Source organism: Bifidobacterium colobi (genome assembly GCF_018555455.1).
GTDB classification, from domain to species: Bacteria; Actinomycetota; Actinomycetes; order Actinomycetales; family Bifidobacteriaceae; genus Bifidobacterium; species Bifidobacterium colobi.
Genome location: NZ_JAFEJU010000003.1, coordinates 86909 through 105797 on the forward strand (window position 1 = coordinate 86909; position 18889 = coordinate 105797).

18 protein-coding genes are annotated in these 18889 nt (G+C 57.5%); 6 read left to right on the plus strand and 12 right to left on the minus strand.

Features of this window, described 5'->3' with window-relative positions; translation table 11 throughout:
• Positions 1–12 precede the first annotated feature (12 nt).
• The 4 genes from nadD to glyA form a co-directional block, all read right to left on the minus strand.
• Positions 13–732, minus strand: a complete 720-nt coding sequence (gene nadD / locus JS530_RS05025) for a nicotinate-nucleotide adenylyltransferase (protein WP_214376108.1) — start codon at positions 730–732, stop codon at positions 13–15.
• Positions 729–1277 (minus strand): phosphoribosylglycinamide synthetase, encoded by a 549-nt coding sequence (locus tag JS530_RS05030; protein WP_214376109.1) that lies wholly within the window; start codon positions 1275–1277, stop codon positions 729–731. Before JS530_RS05030 ends, nadD begins: the two co-directional genes overlap by 4 nt.
• The gene (locus JS530_RS05035) at positions 1274–2569 is read right to left on the minus strand and encodes a glutamate-5-semialdehyde dehydrogenase (RefSeq protein ID WP_214376110.1); all 1296 of its coding nucleotides are present in this window, start codon (positions 2567–2569) and stop codon (positions 1274–1276) included. The genes JS530_RS05030 and JS530_RS05035 overlap by 4 nt, the downstream gene beginning before the upstream one ends.
• Positions 2570–2695: 126 nt before the next feature.
• Complete coding sequence (glyA, locus tag JS530_RS05040; RefSeq protein WP_100494872.1) at positions 2696–4003, minus strand: serine hydroxymethyltransferase; 1308 nt, start codon at positions 4001–4003, stop codon at positions 2696–2698.
• Between the two features lie 252 nt (positions 4004–4255).
• Between glyA and thrC the strand changes: the two genes are divergently transcribed.
• Both thrC and JS530_RS05050 read left to right on the plus strand, forming a co-directional pair.
• A complete protein-coding gene (gene thrC / locus JS530_RS05045; protein WP_214376111.1) occupies positions 4256–5746 on the plus strand; it encodes a threonine synthase in 1491 nt (496 codons plus the stop codon).
• Positions 5747–5904: 158 nt separating this feature from the next.
• On the plus strand, positions 5905–7653 hold the full coding sequence (locus JS530_RS05050; protein ID WP_214376112.1) for an ATP-binding protein: 1749 nt from the start codon (positions 5905–5907) through the stop codon (positions 7651–7653).
• A gap of 70 nt (positions 7654–7723) precedes the next feature.
• Here JS530_RS05050 and JS530_RS05055 read toward each other — a convergent pair whose 3' ends face one another.
• Genes JS530_RS05055 through JS530_RS05070 form a run of 4 tightly spaced genes read right to left on the minus strand, consistent with a single transcriptional unit; the run spans position 7724 to position 10471 of the window.
• Positions 7724–8434, minus strand: a complete 711-nt coding sequence (locus JS530_RS05055) for an ABC-2 transporter permease (protein ID WP_214376113.1) — start codon at positions 8432–8434, stop codon at positions 7724–7726.
• 8 nt (positions 8435–8442) lie between these two features.
• Positions 8443–9162, minus strand: a complete 720-nt coding sequence (locus JS530_RS05060) for an ABC-2 transporter permease (protein ID WP_214376114.1) — start codon at positions 9160–9162, stop codon at positions 8443–8445.
• Entirely contained in the window at positions 9159–10091 is a 933-nt protein-coding gene (locus JS530_RS05065; RefSeq protein WP_214376115.1) for an ABC transporter ATP-binding protein, read from the minus strand. The genes JS530_RS05060 and JS530_RS05065 overlap by 4 nt, the downstream gene beginning before the upstream one ends.
• On the minus strand, positions 10088–10471 hold the full coding sequence (locus tag JS530_RS05070) for a GntR family transcriptional regulator (protein ID WP_214376116.1): 384 nt from the start codon (positions 10469–10471) through the stop codon (positions 10088–10090). The genes JS530_RS05065 and JS530_RS05070 overlap by 4 nt, the downstream gene beginning before the upstream one ends.
• 245 nt (positions 10472–10716) lie before the next feature.
• Here JS530_RS05070 and JS530_RS05075 point away from each other — a divergent pair, with 245 nt between their 5' ends.
• Complete coding sequence (locus JS530_RS05075) at positions 10717–11337, plus strand: GNAT family N-acetyltransferase (protein ID WP_214376117.1); 621 nt, start codon at positions 10717–10719, stop codon at positions 11335–11337.
• Between the two features lie 85 nt (positions 11338–11422).
• On the opposite strand, the gene JS530_RS05080 is transcribed toward JS530_RS05075, so the two are convergent.
• Genes JS530_RS05080 through JS530_RS05090 form a run of 3 tightly spaced genes read right to left on the minus strand, consistent with a single transcriptional unit; the run spans position 11423 to position 14829 of the window.
• Complete coding sequence (locus tag JS530_RS05080; RefSeq protein ID WP_214376118.1) at positions 11423–12067, minus strand: HAD family hydrolase; 645 nt, start codon at positions 12065–12067, stop codon at positions 11423–11425.
• Positions 12064–13812, minus strand: a complete 1749-nt coding sequence (gene recN / locus JS530_RS05085) for a DNA repair protein RecN (RefSeq protein WP_214376119.1) — start codon at positions 13810–13812, stop codon at positions 12064–12066. The genes JS530_RS05080 and recN overlap by 4 nt, the downstream gene beginning before the upstream one ends.
• Positions 13813–13815: 3 nt before the next feature.
• Entirely contained in the window at positions 13816–14829 is a 1014-nt protein-coding gene (locus tag JS530_RS05090) for an NAD kinase (protein ID WP_214376120.1), read from the minus strand.
• 265 nt (positions 14830–15094) lie between these two features.
• On the opposite strand from JS530_RS05090, the gene JS530_RS05095 reads away from it, so the two are divergent.
• The 3 genes from JS530_RS05095 (at position 15095) to JS530_RS05105 (ending at position 18155) form a co-directional block, all read left to right on the plus strand.
• Positions 15095–16579, plus strand: a complete 1485-nt coding sequence (locus tag JS530_RS05095) for a TrkH family potassium uptake protein (RefSeq protein WP_214376121.1) — start codon at positions 15095–15097, stop codon at positions 16577–16579.
• A 68-nt stretch (positions 16580–16647) separates the two neighbouring features.
• Positions 16648–17310: a potassium channel family protein gene (locus JS530_RS05100; RefSeq protein ID WP_214376122.1), complete on the plus strand. Its 663-nt coding sequence runs from the start codon at positions 16648–16650 to the stop codon at positions 17308–17310.
• A gap of 107 nt (positions 17311–17417) precedes the next feature.
• The gene (locus JS530_RS05105; RefSeq protein ID WP_214376123.1) at positions 17418–18155 is read left to right on the plus strand and encodes a hypothetical protein; all 738 of its coding nucleotides are present in this window, start codon (positions 17418–17420) and stop codon (positions 18153–18155) included.
• Here the strand turns inward: JS530_RS05105 and JS530_RS05110 are convergent.
• Positions 18074–18847 (minus strand): TlyA family RNA methyltransferase, encoded by a 774-nt coding sequence (locus JS530_RS05110; protein WP_214376124.1) that lies wholly within the window; start codon positions 18845–18847, stop codon positions 18074–18076. The two genes, JS530_RS05105 and JS530_RS05110, sit on opposite strands and share 82 nt — an antisense overlap.
• Positions 18848–18889 lie beyond the last annotated feature (42 nt).

Consider the following 18889-nt stretch of genomic DNA (forward strand, 5'->3'; position numbering starts at 1 on the left):
GCTTGGGCACCATCACCGGTACAAGCCATGCTTGCCGATGTATTGCACCACACCGTCCGGCACCAGATACCACACCGGTTCGTTCTGATGCGCGCGGCGGCGCACATCGGTGGATGAGATGGCCAACGCGGGTATCTCCAACGTGTCCACTTTGCCCTCAGGCAGCTTGACGCCTTCCGGCGAGGAATATCCGGGACGTGTAACGGCTACGAAATGGGCGAGATTCCACATTTTCTCGGCATCCTTCCACTGCATGATCTCCGCCACGGCGTCCGCGCCGGTGATGAAGAACAGTTCGGCGTCCGGATGCTGGGCGCGAATATCCTTCAACGTGTCAATGGTGTAGGTGACGCCCGGGCGATCGATATCCACGCGGGAGACCGTGAACTTGGGGTTTGAAGCCGTGGCGATCACCGTCATCAGGTAACGGTCCTCGGCATTGGTGACGTGCTTATCCAGCTTGAACACCGGACGCCCGGTAGGCACGAAGATGACTTCATCTAAGTCGTACACCCACGCCACTTCGGAAGCTGCAACCAAGTGGCCGTTATGGATCGGGTCGAATGTGCCGCCCATGATGCCGATACGCAGACGGGTATGCCAATTGCCTCGGGCGGATAAACGGCCTTTGCCGTGTCCTTCTGCGCCGGATTGTCCGGACAAATCCGACATGCGGCGACCGGTTTCCTCCTGCGCAATGGCCACGAGTTCGGTGGGCTCGCTGACGCTCATGCCTGACCACCTTCATGGGCGCCGGCAGCCTCGCCATCAGCGGTTTCGGTCTCATGCTCAATATCGTCCGCGGTGGGGTCTGTTTCCTTGGGATCGATTTTGCCCATATCCTCATCCCACTCGTCCTGAACCACGCGACGAATCTCGGCAAACGTTGGCAGTGGGAATTCAGGCTGATACAGTCGGCGTACTTCGGCCACACGTTCGGTGATGCGAATCAGCGTATCGGTCATGCCGTCGATATCGCCGTCGTGTTCCATTTGGCTGAACTTGGCGATGTAGCTTTCCATCAGCTCCATATGTTCGCGTACGACCTTCAACTGGGCGTCGGTCAGATCCACGACTTCCGGGGAATCGGTTTCCGGCCAGCCGATGAGCACGGCATCCGCATATTCCAAGGATGCGCGCTGCGCCGCCGATGCAATGCCGTCCTCGATTTGCACCAGGAACACGTAGCGAACGATGCTCAAACGTTCAGCTGCGATTTTGAGCCCAATCTTCGGGTCTTGAGGCTCGACGGTGGTAGTCTCCATGGTTTCGCTCATGCGCGCACCTGTCCTGTTCCATATCCGATCCATTTGGTTGTGGTCATTTCACGCAATCCCATAGGCCCTCGGGCATGCATCTTCTGCGTGGAGATGCCCAGTTCGGCACCGAAACCGAATACGCCGCCGTCGGTGAACCGCGTGGATGCGTTGACCATTACTACAGCCGAGTCTATACGCTTGGTGAACGTTTCGATTGCCTCGTAGTCCTCGGCAATGATGGATTCCGTGTGTCCAGTGGAGTGCTGATTGATGTGGGTGATGGCTTCATCGAGGCTGTCCACCACTTTGACGCCCATCTTCAATGCCAGATACTCGGTATCCCAATCCTCTTCGGTGGCATGGTTGAGCTCGATGCCCTCGATGGCTGCGCCTTGGATGATGTCATATGAGATGGCATCCGCCTGCAACACCACGTTCGCTTGGGCCAGCGCAGTAGCGATAGCGGGCAGAAAATCAGCTGCCACATCCTTATGCACCAGCAGTTTTTCGGCGGCATTGCAGACACCGACGCGCTGCGTTTTCGCATTCAGGATAATCGGAATGGCTTTGGTCAGGTCACCGGATCTGTCGATGTAGATATGCACGTTACCGGCACCGGTTTCGATGACCGGGACTTTGGAGTTGCGTACAACGGCTTGAATCAGTCCCGCACCTCCACGCGGCACCAGCACATCGATATGTCCGCGCGCCTCCATCATGGCAGTGGCACCGGCTCGCCCATACTGATCCACGGATTGCACGAGCGCGACATCGAAACCATGCGCTTCAAGTACCGGCGCGATTACGCTCAACGTGGCTGCATTGGTACGTTCCGCAGCATGACCGCCGCGCAGTATCGCGGCGTTTCCGGATTTCAGGCACAGACTGGCCACATCCACGGTAACGTTCGGGCGAGCCTCATAAATCATGCCGATGACGCCCATCGGAACACGGGTTTGCGTCAGGCGCAGTCCATTTGGCAGATTGTATCCGCGAACAATCTCGCCAACTGGATCAGGCAGCGTGGCCACATGGCGTACGCCTTGTGCGGCGGCGGCCACACGCGGCACATCGAACAGCAGTCGGTCAAGTTTGCCGGCATCCATGCCGCTTTCCTTGGCTTCCAACATGTCGAGGCTGTTGGCCGCTTCGATTTCGCCGGCGTGCGCGTCCAACGCATCGGCGATGGCCAATAGCAGATCATTCTTGACTGCGGTGTTCGCCCGGGCAAGTTTCTCCTGTGCGCGTGCGGCTTGATCAGCCTGGACGCACACCGCATCGAATACTTCGGGGCTCAGTGCTTCGCTCATAACAGACTAGGGTAGCTCACAATATGACGCAGCGCTTGTTTCGGCTCGGTTTTAGGCATAGAAAAAGGCTCCCTTCTCAGGGAGCCTGTACATCGTCACGCCTGAGTCACAGACTCGACGTATCGATCAGTGGATCTGATCAAGATCCGGGTAGAGCGGGAAGTCCTCGACGAGCTTGTCGACGCGAGCCTTAAGGCTCTCCACATCAGCGGACGGACCGGCGGCGAGGGCAGTTCCGATAATGTCGGCGACCTCCTCGTATTCCTTCGGTCCGAAGCCACGGGTGGCCAGAGCGGAAGTACCGATACGAAGGCCGGAAGCCACGGATGCCGGACGCGGGTCGAACGGCACGGTGTTGCGGTTGATGGTGATGCCGCACTGGGCGAGCAGGTCTTCGCCCTGCTTGCCGTCCATCTCGGAGTTGCGCAGGTCGACCATTACCAGATGCACGTCGGTGCCACCGGTCAGCACGGAGATGCCGTTGGCCTTGACGTCGTCGGCCATCAGACGGTCGGCGAGAATCTTGGCACCGTCGAGCGTGCGCTGCATACGATCCTTGAACTCCGGGGTGCCGGCCACCTTGAAGCTCACGGCCTTGCCGGCCACCACATGCATGAGCGGGCCGCCCTGCTGGCCGGGGAACACGGAGGAGTTGAGCTTCTTGGCGTACTCCTGCTTGGCCAGAATGAAGCCGGAACGCGGACCGCCGAGCGTCTTGTGCGCGGTGGAGGAAACCACGTCGGCGTACGGCACCGGGCTCGGGTGCAGGCCCGCGGCCACGAGGCCTGCGAAGTGGGCCATATCAACCCAGAACTTGGCACCGACCTCGTCGGCGATCTCCTTCATGGCCTTGAAGTCTTCGATGCGCGGGTAGGCGGACCAGCCGCCGATGATCATGGCCGGGTGCACTTCGAGGGCACGCTGGCGGATGATCTCCGGGTCGATGCGGAAGGTCTCCGGGTTCACGCCGTAGGCTTCGGCGTGGTAGAACTTGCCGGAGAAGTTGATCTTCATGCCGTGGGTCAGGTGGCCGCCATGGTCGAGGGCGAGGCCGAGCACGGTGTCGCCCGGCTTGACAAGCGCCTGGTAGACGGCGGCGTTGGCCTGAGCACCGGAGTGGGGCTGCACGTTGGCGTATTCGGCGCCGAACAGCTTCTTGGCGCGTTCGCGGGCGATGGTTTCAATCTGGTCAACGAATTCGCAGCCACCGTAGTAGCGGCGACCCGGGTAGCCTTCGGCGTACTTGTTGGTGAGCACAGAGCCCTGGCACTGCAATACCGCACGCGGCACGAAGTTCTCGGAAGCGATCATTTCGAGGCCGCCCTGCTGGCGGCGAAGTTCGGAATCAAGCAGCTCGGCGATCTCGGGATCGGCAGCGCTGATAGGCGCGTTGAAAGCGTCGGTTGCGGTTTGTGCATGGGATGAAGCGGTCATCTGTGCTCCTTTAGGTGTGGTTAACGACTGGTTTGTCGTTCGTGTTGCACTGTATTGACCTTTTGTAGCGGGACTGTTTCATGCAGCCGTGTTACGTCTCACCACATGGACTTGTTTCATGGATCATTACAGTCACATGGACAGTTTTAGAGTGGCATCAGAAACGAGATGGAATCAGCCGCTGCCCATAGCGCACGGTAGACTAGAGAAGATTTTCAAACCCTTTCTGGCTTCAAGATTCTAAGGATTATCGTGGCTACCACCTTCCATTCCACTCGCAGCACCACCGATTCGCTGACCGCCAAGCAGGCAATCCGTAAGGGCATCGCCGACGACGGCGGCCTGTTCGTCTCCGACTCTCTGGGCCAGACCAAGGTGGATATCGCCGACTTGGCCGGCAAGACCTACCAGGAAATCGCCGCCAGCGTGCTTGGCGCACTGCTGCCGAACTTCACCGCCGAAGAGCTTGCCCAGTGCATCACCGACGCCTACGGTTCCCAATGGTCCGACGAGCGCATCACCCCGTTGAAGCCGCTCGGCGATGACTACATTCTCGAACTGTTCAACGGCCCGACCTCCGCATTCAAGGATGTGGCCCTGCAGATCCTGCCACGCTTCATGGCGCACACCACACCTGCCGACGGGGATCCAGATGAGAAAATCATGATTCTCACGGCCACCTCCGGCGATACCGGCAAGGCCGCGCTGGCCGGTTTCGCGGATGCTCCGGGCACCGCCATCACCGTCTTCTATCCGGAAGGCAAGGTGAGCCAGGTTCAGGAACTGCAGATGACCACGCAGACTGGCGCGAATGTGAACGTGGCCGCCGTGGAGGGCAATTTCGATGACGCCCAGTCCGCGGTCAAGCGCATTTTCGGCGACAAGGTACTGGCCGAGCGTCTCGCCAAGGATTCTCATGTAGTGCTCTCCTCCGCGAACTCCATCAACGTGGGCCGCTTGGTGCCGCAGGTCGTCTACTACTTCTCCGCATACGCGCAGCTGCTCGCCGACCAGGTGATCAATGTTGGCGACGAGGTGGAGTTCGTGGTGCCGACCGGCAATTTCGGCGATATTCTCGCCGGCTACTACGCCAAGCTGCTGGGCCTGCCGGTCAAGCACTTGGTGGTGGCTTCTGATAAGAACAATGTGCTGTTCGACTTCCTGACCACCGGTACGTACAACCGTCAGCGCCCGTTCTTCCAGACTATCTCCCCCTCGATGGATATCCTCATCTCCTCGAATCTGGAACGCATGCTCTACTACTTCTCTGAGGGCGACACCCGTCTGATCGCCATGCTGATGAACGATCTCAACAAGTGGGGCACCTACGAGATCCCCGAAGAGCTGCTCGCCAAGATTCGTCAGCTGTTCGGCTGCGGTTGGGCCAACGAGGATCAGGTGCGTGAGATGATTGCCGACTGCTGGAAGAAGAACCATTACGTGATCGACCCGCACACCGCCTGCGCGTACTTCGTGGCCCAACAGATGCCGCGCGATCCGCTGATCCCGCGCGTGATTCTGGCTACGGCAAGCCCCTACAAGTTCCCGCGCGTAGTGAACGAGGCACTGGGCTTCGACGCCACCGGCACCGACTTCGAATGCATGGATGTGCTGTCTCGCGAGACCGGCACCACCGCACCGGCAGCATTGCGCGGACTGGAGAGCGCCGACGTGCGATTCAACACCGTTGTGCCGATTGACGGCATGGAGCGTTTCGTGGCCAACGCCGCCGAATCGCTGTGAAGTAAAACTCAGTTTTCTTAACGAAGACGATTGAGGGGGAGCCCAGGCATGTTGCCGGACTCCCCCTCAGCTGTATTACACCCGGTAATCCAATTAAAGAGACATCATCATATCAAACATAGTAATTTGTTTGATATGTTTGATATGATGGTATTGATATGTACGAGTATCCGATGATGGAGGCGAGCATGTGGACGGAAGAAGAAATCGACGCCCTGCTGAACCCCCTGCGCTCGGCGCAATCGGATACTCAATCCATTGAAATCAAGGAAGCTGCAGGAGGTTTACCTGCTTCTCTGACCGAAACCATTTCCGCATTTGCCAATGGCACAGGCGGCACTATCATTCTCGGCATTTCAGAACACGACGACTTCTCTCCCGTCCAAGGCTTTCAGGCAAAACCCATTGCCGAAGCATTGGCACAGATGTGTCGGGATAAAACCACTCCTCCCCTGCAACCACTTATCGGCATAGCAACATATCGCGATTCCGCTATTGTTATCGCGGTTATTGATGAAATTGATCCGCTCAGCAAACCCTGCTATGTCCGTACTCGAGGACGCTACAGCGGCTCTTTCATCCGTGTTTGGGACGGCGACCGCAAACTCAGCCATTACGAAATCGACCGTTTGCTGGAAAACCGGTCACAACCCACGCATGATCGAGCATTAGTTGCAGACGCCAGCATAAGCGATCTCCTACCTGACTTGCTGCAGTCCATTCTCGCCGCACGGCGAAAGCAAAGCCCACGCATCTTTGGCAATCTCTCCGATGAAGAAGCTCTTCAATCGTTAGGAATAGTCAAAGTTGACAGCACTGGTACACTCCGGCCAACCGTGGCAGGTCTGCTGGTTGCCGGCAATTACCCTCAGCAATTCATGCCACGAGTAAATATCACGTTCACTTGCTATCCGGGATATGACAAGGTTTTTGCAGGCGGTGTGAAGTTCATCGACAACTGCTCGTTTGACGGCCCAATTCCGGAAATTCTCGACAACGTATTGAGCTCCGTAAGAAAGAACATGAGAATCGGCGGCGTATTGGACGGCCCGTTCCGCAAAGATACTTACGAATACCCTGAGGATGCGGTGCGCGAAGCTGTAGTCAATGCCATCATGCATCGCGATTACTCCCCGATGGCCCAAGGCGGGCAAATTCAGGTCAATATGTACAAGGACCGATTGGAGATACTCAATCCGGGTGGGCTATACGGCAACGTGACGTTGCAGTCCCTCAGCAGCCCCGGAGCCACATCCACTCGCAACCAGACGCTCGCCAAACTACTGGAATGCACCCCGTTCCACGGTGGCATGGTGGCGGAGAACCGCGGCACCGGCTACAGCCTCATCAATCGTCTGCTGCAAGACAACGGCAACGGCGAGCCGGAAATCTACAGTACATTGAACACATTCTGCGTCACCTTCCGTTCGGCGGATACCTCCCACCTGCCAGACAGTCGTAGAGATCCGAAATATGCAACATGGTCGGATCGCCCTGATGTTGATTACAGCGCCAAACGAGGTTTATCCCACGGAGAATCGGCAACCACGCCCCGGCCGAAAATCATCCCCTTCCCGCAAAACGCCGTTCACGGTGTCGAATTATCGAATCAAGAGATGTATGACAGGTACGCAAAAGGCGTTCCCGGATTGGACGAGGCCTATGCGCGCATTCTCGGCGTTCAGGCCAAAGCCTTCGCAGGCAGTGGCGAATCCACTTTGGAAGAAACACTGATTCAGCTGTTGACGGTACGTGGTGTAGCGCAAACACCCGAGTTGGTGAAAGCCACAGGAGCCCCGCGATCAACCGTCACCTACCAATTACGCAAAATGCTTGATAAAGGCATTATCGAACGTACACAGCCAGCGAGAAGCCCCAAACAATCGTATCGGCTGAAAACCGCATAAATGCAAGGCGTCCGGCGCTTCCCATAAAGAAAGCTCCGGACTCTTCAACATCAATTGCGCTGCGTGTGCTCTACAGCTCTTTGGCGCTCCAAATACGCAGGGAGACGCGGTAGGAGACGACGAGGGCTAAAGCGACGATAGCCGCGATTACAACCCAGCCGAGCGGTGACACGGTAACGGTCGTGGACAGCACCTGCGAGCGCAGCCCGTCAGGCAGGAGCAGCAGAATGATCTGCGCAGCGAAGAACAGCGTGATAGCGCCAGTGAACAGCCTTGAATAGGCCTTGACGAAATCGCTGCAGGAGTAGAACACCGGAATCACTATGGTGGCCAGCATTATGAAAGAAGCCATGGCGAGCGGCACGACTGTGACGAGCGCGCTCAAGCCGATGCCGAACCACAGTCTGGACAGTGTGATTTCGATGCCGAGTTCCGCAAAGCAAATCACGAACAGCACGCCGGCGGAACAGTAGCGCATATTGACCTGCGTGCGTCGGGATACCGGCATCACACCAATCATTCGAGCCGAGGCCAACTGATTGTCACTGTTGAATTGGAACAATACAGCGATGGACGCAACCCAATACATAACGGTCAGATATGCCATAACCGTGAGCGGCAAGCCTGATTCGCCCGGCCCTGATTGCCAGGTGAACGCGGTAAATGCCAGTGGGGCCAGGAAGGCGATAACGTTCGTTACTGCGGAATTGCCGGTGAGGGCAGCGAAATCCATGCGGACAGCGATACGCTCGGCATGCATATGAATACTGTTATCTGTCATGAACGCCATCAGAACTCCTTAGCGTGGTAGATGCGCGACGAAACGGCGAGCGAGACGATTGCCGCGACCGCTGCCAGAACCACTCCGCCCAGAGTCGGCCAGAACATGCCTACGCCCGACATGGTCTCGGCCAACGACACCATCCATGACATGAGAGCGTCAATCGAAGCCGGAGCCAGTTTGGCGAACAGTGCGAATACAGCGGCTATCGCCGCGCCGAGCCCAATGCAGATGAGCATCATCGTCAGCAACGCCTTCTGATACGTGAACCGATAGCACAGGGGAAGCATCACCGATTCGAGCAGCGCATACATTACGACCGCAGTCAGCACAGATATTGCCAGCGCTGAAAACTGAATCTTTCCGGATTCAAATACCATGCCAGCGCCGACGCAAACCGCAACTTCCAACGCCAGTATCAGCATGCATGCGCCGACCACAAGATACCGGCCAATCACCTGATGGATACGACGAACCGGAACGACGCCATTCATCCAATTGTTATGCCCCTGCTGTTCAAAGGTGAACGCGTTGAGCGGCAACAAGGCGAGCATCGCGGAAACACCACCGATAGCGGCTCCGGGCATATAGCTGACGCCGCCCGAAATACTTCCGAGCAGTACTATCGCCGCGGGAAACCCTATGAGCAGCACCAGTATCGAGAACACACCCTGTGAAGCGATTCGCCGCACATCCAGTGCAAAGGCACGCCGTATCCCGATCATCATGCCACCTCCATAGCATGTGCGGCGTCACCCGTATTGGTCAGGCGAATGATGTCGTCAATGGAGACAGGTTCGGCAGTGAGCGGCGCCATCCAATGCCGCCCGTCTTCGGCTTTGAGCCCGGCGATTTTGCCGAGATCTTCGGCACGCACAAGTGCATCGAAACCAGTCTCATAGCGATGGATGCCGACCGCAACGCCCTTGACGTCAGGCGCAAGGTCTTCCGGTCCGCCTTTGACCAGACGGAAGGATTCCTCGAATTCGTCTTTGGGACCGGTGAAATAGAGTGTGCCACGCGTGATGTAGGTGATGAAGTCGGCGGCACGCTCGAGGTCGGCGGTGATATGGGTGGAGAACAGCACGCTGCGTTCACCATCCGCGATGTAGTTCTGGAGGATGTCCATGAGCTCATCGCGGGCGAGCACGTCGAGACCACTGGTGGGCTCGTCGAGCACCAGCAGTTTGGCATCATGGCTCAGCGCCACGGCGAGCATGAGCTTCATCTGCATGCCACGGGAAAGCTCCTTCACGCGCTTCTTGCGGTCCAGGCCGAAGCGCGTGAGATAGCCGTCGAACGTGGCGTGGTCCCATGCCAGATACATCGGAGCCATGGCCTGTTCGACCTTGTTCACCGTCCACGTCTCGATGAAATAGCTGGAATCGAACACCACGCCGAGATTCTCCTTGACGGTTTCCTCGTCGGCGATATTATCAAGGCCCAGCACATGGATTTCGCCGGAATCGCGATGAATCATGTTCAGGATAAGTTTGATCAGCGTGGATTTGCCTGCACCGTTCGGACCAATAAGACCCATGATGTAGCCGGCCGGCAAGTCGAAGGTGATGTCATCCAGCGTGAAGCCGGAATCATAATGCTTGGTTGCGCCGGTGATGGATAACGCCATCGGCGATTGATCTGTTGCAGTGGTCATAATGCCACGTCCTTCTGGTATTCCTCGGCGAGCATCGTTGCCAAATCATCAAGCGAAATGTCGGCGGCTTTGGCTGCGCGGACGGCTTCGACAAGGCTCGTGCGGGCTTTGACTTCCAGCTGATTACGCATCAACTCGTTGCCTTTGTCCATCACAAACGTGCCTTTGCCTTGGATGTTCTGCACCACGCCCTCATCAGCCAGTTCGTTGTACGCCCTGGTGACGGTAAGCACGGAGATGCGCAGTTCCTTGGCCAGCTTTCTTAAGGAAGGTAATGCCTCGCCGGCTTTGAGTTCGCCGTTCAATACACTTGTGCGAATTTGGTTTTTGATTTGCTCGTAGATAGGTTCGCCGGACACGGATGAGATGATCAGTTTCACCTATGCCCCTTTCGATTGTTTTCCGTTATAGCGCTCGCAGCTGTTTAGCTGTTATACAGCACAGTATAACTGTTATCGTCAACTGTCAAGGTGCGTTATATAACAGTAGAACAGTGAATTGCGATCGAAAAGCAATGCTTGCAGAGCAACGCATGAACACTTGGCGAACAATGCCCGTATCAAGCCCACCGTCCACGAGTCGAAACATAGAGCATGCCTACAATGGCTTTGGAAAGGGGCCTGATATGCCAAACAACGTTGTTACCTTGCGCGCTACAGAGCCAAATGATTATCCATACCTTGAAGCCTGGTGGAATGACCCGTCCGTTGCGGATGGATGCCGCATCACCACCGACACCATCCCACGAGAACGAGTGGATGCCCAGTTCCACGGCTGGAGCGACACCGACGACGATCACCGATTCGGTCGTACCGTGCTGGATCCGGGCGGTATGCCCATCGGCCATATCGCCGCTTGGGATTGCGAAGACCCGGAGCGCGACGCCACGATGGGCATTCTCATCGGCCCGTATTTCCAAGGACTTGGCTATGGCAACCAGGCCATGAAGCTTGGTATTGGGCTCGCCGCCGACCAACTCAAAGCGAAAACCATCACCGTCAAGGTCTGGTCGTTCAACCTGCGCGCACGTCACATGGTTGAGTCCCTTGGCTTCAAGGAAGTCGCGCGCAAAGCCGAAGTCGTCGAGCGCGATGGCCATGTTTATGATGAGGTCATTTACCGCGCGCCGACCACTACGCTGCTGGAGCGCATCGCTTCCGAAAAAGTGGAACGCCAGGAAGGCGAGGAACTGGAACGCCAGCGGTTCAAGTCCAACCGCAGCGCGGATCTGCAGTCGATCTTCTAGAAGCTTCTTCACTGAATAAGGCCGTCGGCATTGCACCCACAGGCAATGGCGGCGGCCTTATTATTTCATTTTCAGTGCTTCACAGTCACAGTCGTGGCGCATCACGGAAGTCATGGAGCACACCATCGGCAACACGTGTGATTTCAGGCCAATCGGCGGCCGAGGAATCGTCATACATAGCCCAGGCCTGCATGCCGGCCGACTTGGCGGAGCGGATGGCCACCAAGAGATCTTCGAACACCGTGCAATCGACCGGCTTCACGTCGAGGCGGCTGGCAGTCAGCAGATACACATCCGGCTTGGATTTGCCCACTCCCCCGGCATCATCGACCGAGACGATTGTGTCGAAGTATTCGCTCATGCCCAGATGGTCCAACGCCGCCGTGCGCAGCTGCGGCATCAACGTGGTGGCCACGCCAAGACGCACGCCAGCGGACTTCAGCTCACGCAGATATTCCAAGGCTCCGGGCTTGGCTTGGACTGTGGTGCCATAGGCTGTGCGGGCCATCTCATCCCATTCAGCCATTAATTGTTCCGGCGTATCCGGCAGACTGAATCGTGCGATGGTGTATTCGGCGATTTCACGGAACTGCATCGATGCCACGGTGATCATGTAGTCGGCTGGCACGGCAATGCCGCGGTGACCAAGGAAGTCAATATCAATCTGGTTCCAGACTCCCATGGAATCGAGCAGGGTGCCATCAAGATCGAAAATGGCGGCTTTACTCACAGCGCGGACTCCTTGAGTAATTCGCGGGCATGGTCGAGAGAGGCTTCGGATTCGGAGCCGGAGAGCATGCGGGCAATCTCATGCACACGGGACTCGTCAGCGACCTCATCCACGGTGGTCACCACACCGATGGCATCATCATCGGCATCCGGCGGAATCTTGGTGACGACAAATTGGCTGTCCGCCCACGAGGCGACCTGCGCCAAATGCGTTACCACAATCACCTGAGAGGTGCGAGCCAACCGAGCCAAACGCTTGCCCAACTCCACCGCGGCCTTACCGCCGACGCCGGCATCGACTTCGTCAAAGATGAACGTCATGCTGGCAACGTCGTCCGAGTCGGAAGACGTATTCGACTCACCGGCATGCATATCCGCAGCCGAAAGCTCCAGAGCAAGCATCAATCGACTCAATTCGCCGCCGGACGCGCTTTTGCCCATCGCCAGCTGCGGCGAGCCTTCATACGGAGTGAACAGGAAGGCGATGGCATCGCCGCCATTCGCATCCAATGCATCATCACCACTGCGCGGCGTGACGCGAATCTCCAGCGAAGCCCCCGACATGGCCAAGGATTCCAATTCGCCGGTCACACGCTCAGCAAGACGCTTGCCGGCTTCAGCGCGCACCGCACTTAATGCGGCGGCGGCGGCAACGGCTTTGCCATGCAATACGTCACGTTCGGCTTCCAATTCCGAAAGCTTTTCGGGCGATGCGTCCAAATCCTCGATTTCATACACCGCTTTGTCTCGCCATGCGATGACGTCTTCCAACGTCGGCCCCCAGCGGCGGGTCAGTTCACCAAGCTCATGAATGCGCGCATTCAACGTGTCCAGATCCGCATCGCCGAAATCCTCGTCCAAATGACCGGACAATGCGAACACCACATCCTGCAATTCCGCATTCAACGATTCCAGTCGTTCGGCAAGCTCTCCGAAATCACCGGCGGCGTGAATGCCACGCAACGCCTGCGCCGCCTGCAGTAGCAGATCCGAGGCGCCGGCACCATCGGAAGACGCGTCGAATTCCATTTGCGAAGAATCCAATGCGGCGAGCGCGCGGGACACTCCTTCGGCGATGTCCGCCGCGTTCTCAATGCGATCGCGTTTCGCTTTGAGCTCTTCGTCCTCACCGGGTTGCGGATTGACTTCGTTGATATGCTCGACTGATTCGCGCAGGTAATCGGCACGCTGGCGTGCTGAGGATTCCTGCGAGCGCAAACGCTGCAGCTTGTCTTCCAAAGCGGCGAGCGCATGCCAAGCCTCACGATAGGCGTTCAGTTCCCTATCGTCACCGGCGGCATGATCCAGGAATTCGCGCTGGCGTGATGCCGAAGCGATTTTCAGCTGCTCGGTTTGGCCATGAATGGTGACCAATTCGCCGGCGACGCTGGCCAGTACGGATTTCGGTACGCTTTTGCCTCCCAGTACGGCCCGCGAACGGCCTGCGGCTTTGACGGTCCGGGAAAGGAACAGTTCACCATCGTCCGGTTCAACACCGGCTTCCTGCGCAACGGCGGCGGCAGAGGCTTCGTCAGACACGGCGAAAATGCCTTGGGCCCATGCCTCATCCGCACCGGCGGTGACGCGTCCGGCATCGGCCGGGCCACCGGAGATCAGATTCAGTGCCGAAAGCAGCATGGATTTGCCGGCACCGGTTTCGCCGGTGATGGCGGTCATGCCGGGGGCCGGTGTAATGGTCGCTTCATGGATCGGGCCGAGGTTGCGGATATCAAGCTCTTCGAGCATTACTCAAGCCACCTCATTCTGGTGTACAGCATTCGAAGTATTCGAGGTATTCGAGGTATTCGAAGCATTCGCATCATCAGCAGCATGCTGCATATCAGTTTCAGCCTCATCGTGATGCTGCGATGCGTGCGCGGATGCTTCGCGCGCGTGCTCGCGCCAGCCGACCACCGGCAGATCGAACTTGGATACCAAACGATTGGTGAACGGTACGCCGGAGAGTCGTGCCAAACGCAAGGTATCACGCGACTCGCGCACAATCACCCTTGTGCCCTGCGGTAGCGCGCGCTGCCGGCGCCCGTCGCAGCAAATCCAGCCTTCGGACATGGATTCGTCCAGAATGTCAATGGAGAAGGTCGATCCCGATCCGATGATCAGCGGACGGGCGAACAGTGCATGCGCCGCCAATGGAATCAATTGCAATGCCTTAACGTTCGGCCAGATCACCGGGCCTCCCGCGGAGAAGGCATATGCGGTGGAACCGGTGGGCGTGGAGACAATCACACCATCAGCACCGAACGAATTCATTTCCACATCGTCCACGCGAATGGACAGTTCAACCATTTTGCCGCGATCCGCGCGTTCCAGCGTGATATCATTCAACGCCCAATCCTCAATAGGCTCCGTTGCGCCCGGCAGCCAGACGTCCACGTGCGCAATCATGCGTTCATCGATGCTGTAATCATGTTCGGCGACACGGCGAATCGCCTCGTCAATCTGGAAGCTTTCGAATTCGGCAAGGAATCCCACGTGCCCCATGTTGACGCCCAAAATCGGCACCTGTGTGCAGTGTACAAGCTCGGCGGCGCGCAGAATCGTGCCGTCGCCGCCCAAAACCACCACGATTTCCGTGTCGTCGGGCACGGCGGGAGGCTGTACGCCGAAGTCCGGAGCCTCGGTGTTGTCGATGATCGTCACGTCGAACCCTGCCACCCGCAGCTGGCTTACCGCCTCGGACACCACGGTTCCGGACTGCCTGAGCCTCGTATGCGTCACCACTACCGCATTGCGCTTGGCCATGGGTTCCTCCTCTTCAATGTCGCAGCGAACGGCTGCACCTAGTCACCATCCTAACCGGCGAACAAGCCATGCAACAGCATTACGCCCAAACCCATACGTGAGCAACAGCACAAGAACTTCCACGGAGTCGATTATCGTAAGGGGGCGGCATACAATAGCTTTCGTCCGCATTCGTGCAGAAAACGTGCAGAATGCAGAATACTCGTGCACGGCATGGTGCGGACGAACCGGAGTACACGAACACTGTGAGGAAGAAACAGGGACCATGGCCAACGACTTCGATGAATCCTTCCTCAATAAACAGGATTCACAAGGATTAGCCTGGTGGTTCGCCAACGACAAACTCAACGCCAACGACACCGCCAAATCCAAAGCGGAGATTCGCGCGGCCCGGCGCATTCGTCGTATCGGTCTCACCGACCGACTGCTGAGCCATCCCGGTCGACTCTCCATCCTGTATTTCCTCGTACTCATCGTCATCGTCACCCTACTGCTTCTGCTGCCGTTCTCCACCCATGATTGGGTGTTCACCAACTTCCCCGTCGCGTTCTTCACCGCAGTCTCCGCACTGTCGACGTGCGGCATTCCGGTGGTGAACACCGCGCAATACTGGTCGATGTTCGGCCAGGTCGTGATTCTGTTCTCCATCCAGTTCGGCGGTCTCGGCGTCATGACCTTCGCCTCGATGGTGGCGCTCGGCGCATCCCGCCGTCTCAAAGTCTCCCAACGTATGCTCACCGCAAGCGAACTGGGCACCACGAAGCTTTCCGAGATTAAAAGCGTTCTGTCTGTGGTGTTCGGCACCTTCGCCATCGCCGAAAGCCTCACGTTCGCACTGCTGCTGCCCGAACTGTTCCGCGTGAATCATGGCCAGATCGGCCGCACCTTATGGCAGGCCCTGTTCTATGCGGTCTCCGCCTACAACAACACCGGTTTCACCCCGGATGCCACCGGCCTGCATATCAATCGTTGGGGTGTGGGTCTGCCGATTCTGCTCAGTGCATTCGTCGGCACGCTCGGTTTCCCTGTGGTGTTGAACGTGGTGCAATGCGCGCGCAAACGACTTAGTCCCAAACGTTGGACGCTGCACACCAAGCTCACGTTGACCACCACCGGTCTGCTGGTGTTCGCATCCCTGGTCTGGTTCCTGCTGGTCGAATGGGGTAACGCCGCACTGTTCCCCGCCGACGATCCCAGTATGAAACTGCGCCGCGCGCTGTCCGCCGCCGTGATGCCACGTTCGGCCGGCTTCGATATCTCCTGGGTGCCTGAAGTCTCCAACGAGACCAAGGCGTTCATGAGCCTGCTCATGTTCATCGGCGCCGGATCGTCCTCCACTGCTGGCGGCATCCGCGTCACCACATTCGCCGTCATCGTACTGATTTGCGCCGCATCCTTCACCGGTCACCGAGATGTGACCGTGTTCCGTCGCCGTATTCCGCGCCGTATTCAAATGACCGCGGTCTCCGTGACCACCGCCTGCTTCTTCCTCGTGTTCGTCGGTGCGGTGTCGCTGATGTTCGTGACCGGCTGCAATTTCGTGGATGCCATGTTCGAGGCGTGTTCCGCGTTCTCGCTCGGCGGTTATTCGGTTGGTGTTGCGAACGCCGGCAATCCGGCATGCCTGTTCATTCTTGCGGCGGAGATGATTGTAGGCCGACTCGGGCCATTGACCATCGCCTATTCGATCAGCAGGCCGATGGCTCCCGAGCCCATCCGTTATCCGCAGGAGAATATCATCGTCGGCTGAGTCAGTCGGTTGATTATGCTTGATTCCAATACATCGTCTAGTACATCGTTTTGCAAGGAAGGTTCATTATGGCATCCAAACCAAGTGGCAGCAAAAGCGTTCTGGTCATTGGCCTAGGACGATTTGGCGGCTCGGTGGCCTCCACATTGGATGCCATGGGGCAGGATGTGCTCGCGGTCGATAAAAAACCTGAAATCGTGGCACGCTGGTCCGCTCACCTGCCCACGATTCAGGCGGACATGACCGATGTGATGGCCATCGAACAGATCGATGCCTCCCAGTTCGATACGGCGGTGGTGGCCATCGGCGACAGTATCGAAGCATCGGTGATCATTACCGGCAATCTGCTGGATGCCGGCATCTCCGACCTGTGGGCCAAGTCCGTGTCCCAGGAGCATGCCCGTATTCTGCAGCGTATCGGCGCACGCCATATCATCAACGCGGAAACCGACGCTGGCAAGCGTGTAGGCCATTTGGTGGCCGGCAACTATCTTGATTACATCGAAATCGATGGCCCTTACACGGTAGTGAAGATTCACACGCCGCTCTATGCCGTGGGCCGTTCCATCGAAGACGTGCAGGTGCACGATAAGTACGGCGTCACCGTGGTGGGCATCAAGGCTCCCGGCAAGGAGTTCCAGTATGGTTCCCGTGAACTGGTGATGCACCGTAACGATGAGCTCATCATCATGGGCAAGCAAGATCAGATCGATCACTTCATCCAAGGCTGAGACCCACAACACGATCATCGCTGTGCCTCCTTCTTTGTGCATTGCCACATGAGCTTCATATCTTGCGCTTATGCTGGTGAGTGAAGCCCAATGAAGGGGGTACAGCGATGTACGAAAACACGGGCAATACCATGGTGCATAGTGGCACTTATGGCTTTATTGATATAGAAGACGAGACCGAATTCTCTTCAGGAGTTCGATTCCGAACCACGATGGTGGAAGGCACGCTGGAAGCCGACGAGATTCAAGGCGACGACCTGATCATGGACAACGGCACCGTGCGATGTACCGGGCCCATCCACGTGCATAGCATCAGTGGATGTGGCACATTGATGACGGAAGGCGATATCGTCTGCGAGAACATCGCCCTGACCGGCAATCTCAAATCATTTGGCAATATTCGCTGCTCGGGAGATCTGTCGCTTACCGGGCAATTACGCAACACCCATCGCATCAGCGCCGATGCCGTGTACCTGTGCGGAGTGCTCCAAGGCCATGATGTCGAAGGCCATATTCTGCACATGGAACCGTTGCGCAGCAATATGTATGCTCGGTTCGGCATGCCGGATTATCAGGCGCGCAGCCGTATTACCGCCATTCACGCCAATGATGTGGAGGCTCAGGAGCTCAGCTGCAAAACAATGCGGGCGGATGTCATTGCTTTACGCGATGGCTCCGCAGTGGAAAGCGCCATGTGCTCCACCACATTGATGATTGATCATTCTTCGAATGTGCTCATTATTACCGGCACGTGCCGGCGCATTCATACCCGTACTGCGTACAGCAGGTATTCGGCATTACCGTGCGTACCTTCAATGGGACTGTCCGCCGTGGCCTTGACCTGAAGATGATGCTGGCCCGCGCATGCCACTACGGTGTCCAGCGCCTGCCGACGCAATGCCGGGTCTTCCACAATGCCGTTCTTGCCAAGCCCCGATCGGCCGACTTCGAACTGTGGCTTGACGAGCAGTACCATTTCCGCCCTGGGCTGTGTGATTCTCTCAATCACCGGAATCACATAGGTGAGCGAGATGAAGGATACATCCGAGACGATGAGCTCAGGTGTATACGGCAAATCCTCACGGTGAACTTCGCGCACATTTACGCCGCTCATCTCAATGACGCGATTGTCTTTGGCGATACGGGGGTCAAGCTGCCCGTGTCCAACGTCCAGCGCGATGACCTGTGCCGCTCCCCTACGCAGAAGCACATCGGTGAAACCGCCGGTGGATGCGCCGATATCGAGGCACTGCTTACCTTGCGGCGAGTGAAGACCATCATCGGCAAACGCGTCGAATGCACCAATCAGCTTATAGGCGCCACGGGAAACATAATCATCGCCCTTGTCCACGGCAAGTTCGCTATGCGCGGCCTTGACCATGAACGATGGTTTGGTGATGGTCTGCCCGTCAACGCGCACGTGACCGGCTTTGATCAGGCGTTGCGCCTTGGCTCGTGATTCCACTAAGCCCGAGGCCACCAGCATCATGTCAAGCCGGTCGAGCGGCGTGGAGGGATCAAGAGACTGTTGAGACATAGGTTTCCCTCAAATCATTGGGCATGAATGGCTCTGCCGAAC

What these genes read in the sequence shown, in the direction of transcription:
- nadD (WP_214376108.1), bottom strand. Translation starts at nt 732, where the DNA reads ATGAGCGTCAGCGAGCCCACCGAACTCGTGGCCATTGCGCAGGAGGAA.
- JS530_RS05030 (WP_214376109.1), bottom strand. Translation starts at nt 1,277, where the DNA reads ATGAGCGAAACCATGGAGACTACCACCGTCGAGCCTCAAGACCCGAAG.
- JS530_RS05035 (WP_214376110.1), bottom strand. Translation starts at nt 2,569, where the DNA reads ATGAGCGAAGCACTGAGCCCCGAAGTATTCGATGCGGTGTGCGTCCAG.
- glyA (WP_100494872.1), bottom strand. Translation starts at nt 4,003, where the DNA reads ATGACCGCTTCATCCCATGCACAAACCGCAACCGACGCTTTCAACGCG.
- JS530_RS05050 (WP_214376112.1), top strand. Translation starts at nt 5,905, where the DNA reads ATGTACGAGTATCCGATGATGGAGGCGAGCATGTGGACGGAAGAAGAA.
- JS530_RS05055 (WP_214376113.1), bottom strand. Translation starts at nt 8,434, where the DNA reads ATGACAGATAACAGTATTCATATGCATGCCGAGCGTATCGCTGTCCGC.
- JS530_RS05060 (WP_214376114.1), bottom strand. Translation starts at nt 9,162, where the DNA reads ATGATGATCGGGATACGGCGTGCCTTTGCACTGGATGTGCGGCGAATC.
- JS530_RS05065 (WP_214376115.1), bottom strand. Translation starts at nt 10,091, where the DNA reads ATGACCACTGCAACAGATCAATCGCCGATGGCGTTATCCATCACCGGC.
- JS530_RS05075 (WP_214376117.1), top strand. Translation starts at nt 10,717, where the DNA reads ATGCCAAACAACGTTGTTACCTTGCGCGCTACAGAGCCAAATGATTAT.
- recN (WP_214376119.1), bottom strand. Translation starts at nt 13,812, where the DNA reads ATGCTCGAAGAGCTTGATATCCGCAACCTCGGCCCGATCCATGAAGCG.
- JS530_RS05090 (WP_214376120.1), bottom strand. Translation starts at nt 14,829, where the DNA reads ATGGCCAAGCGCAATGCGGTAGTGGTGACGCATACGAGGCTCAGGCAG.
- JS530_RS05095 (WP_214376121.1), top strand. Translation starts at nt 15,095, where the DNA reads ATGGCCAACGACTTCGATGAATCCTTCCTCAATAAACAGGATTCACAA.
- JS530_RS05100 (WP_214376122.1), top strand. Translation starts at nt 16,648, where the DNA reads ATGGCATCCAAACCAAGTGGCAGCAAAAGCGTTCTGGTCATTGGCCTA.
- JS530_RS05105 (WP_214376123.1), top strand. Translation starts at nt 17,418, where the DNA reads ATGTACGAAAACACGGGCAATACCATGGTGCATAGTGGCACTTATGGC.
- JS530_RS05110 (WP_214376124.1), bottom strand. Translation starts at nt 18,847, where the DNA reads ATGTCTCAACAGTCTCTTGATCCCTCCACGCCGCTCGACCGGCTTGAC.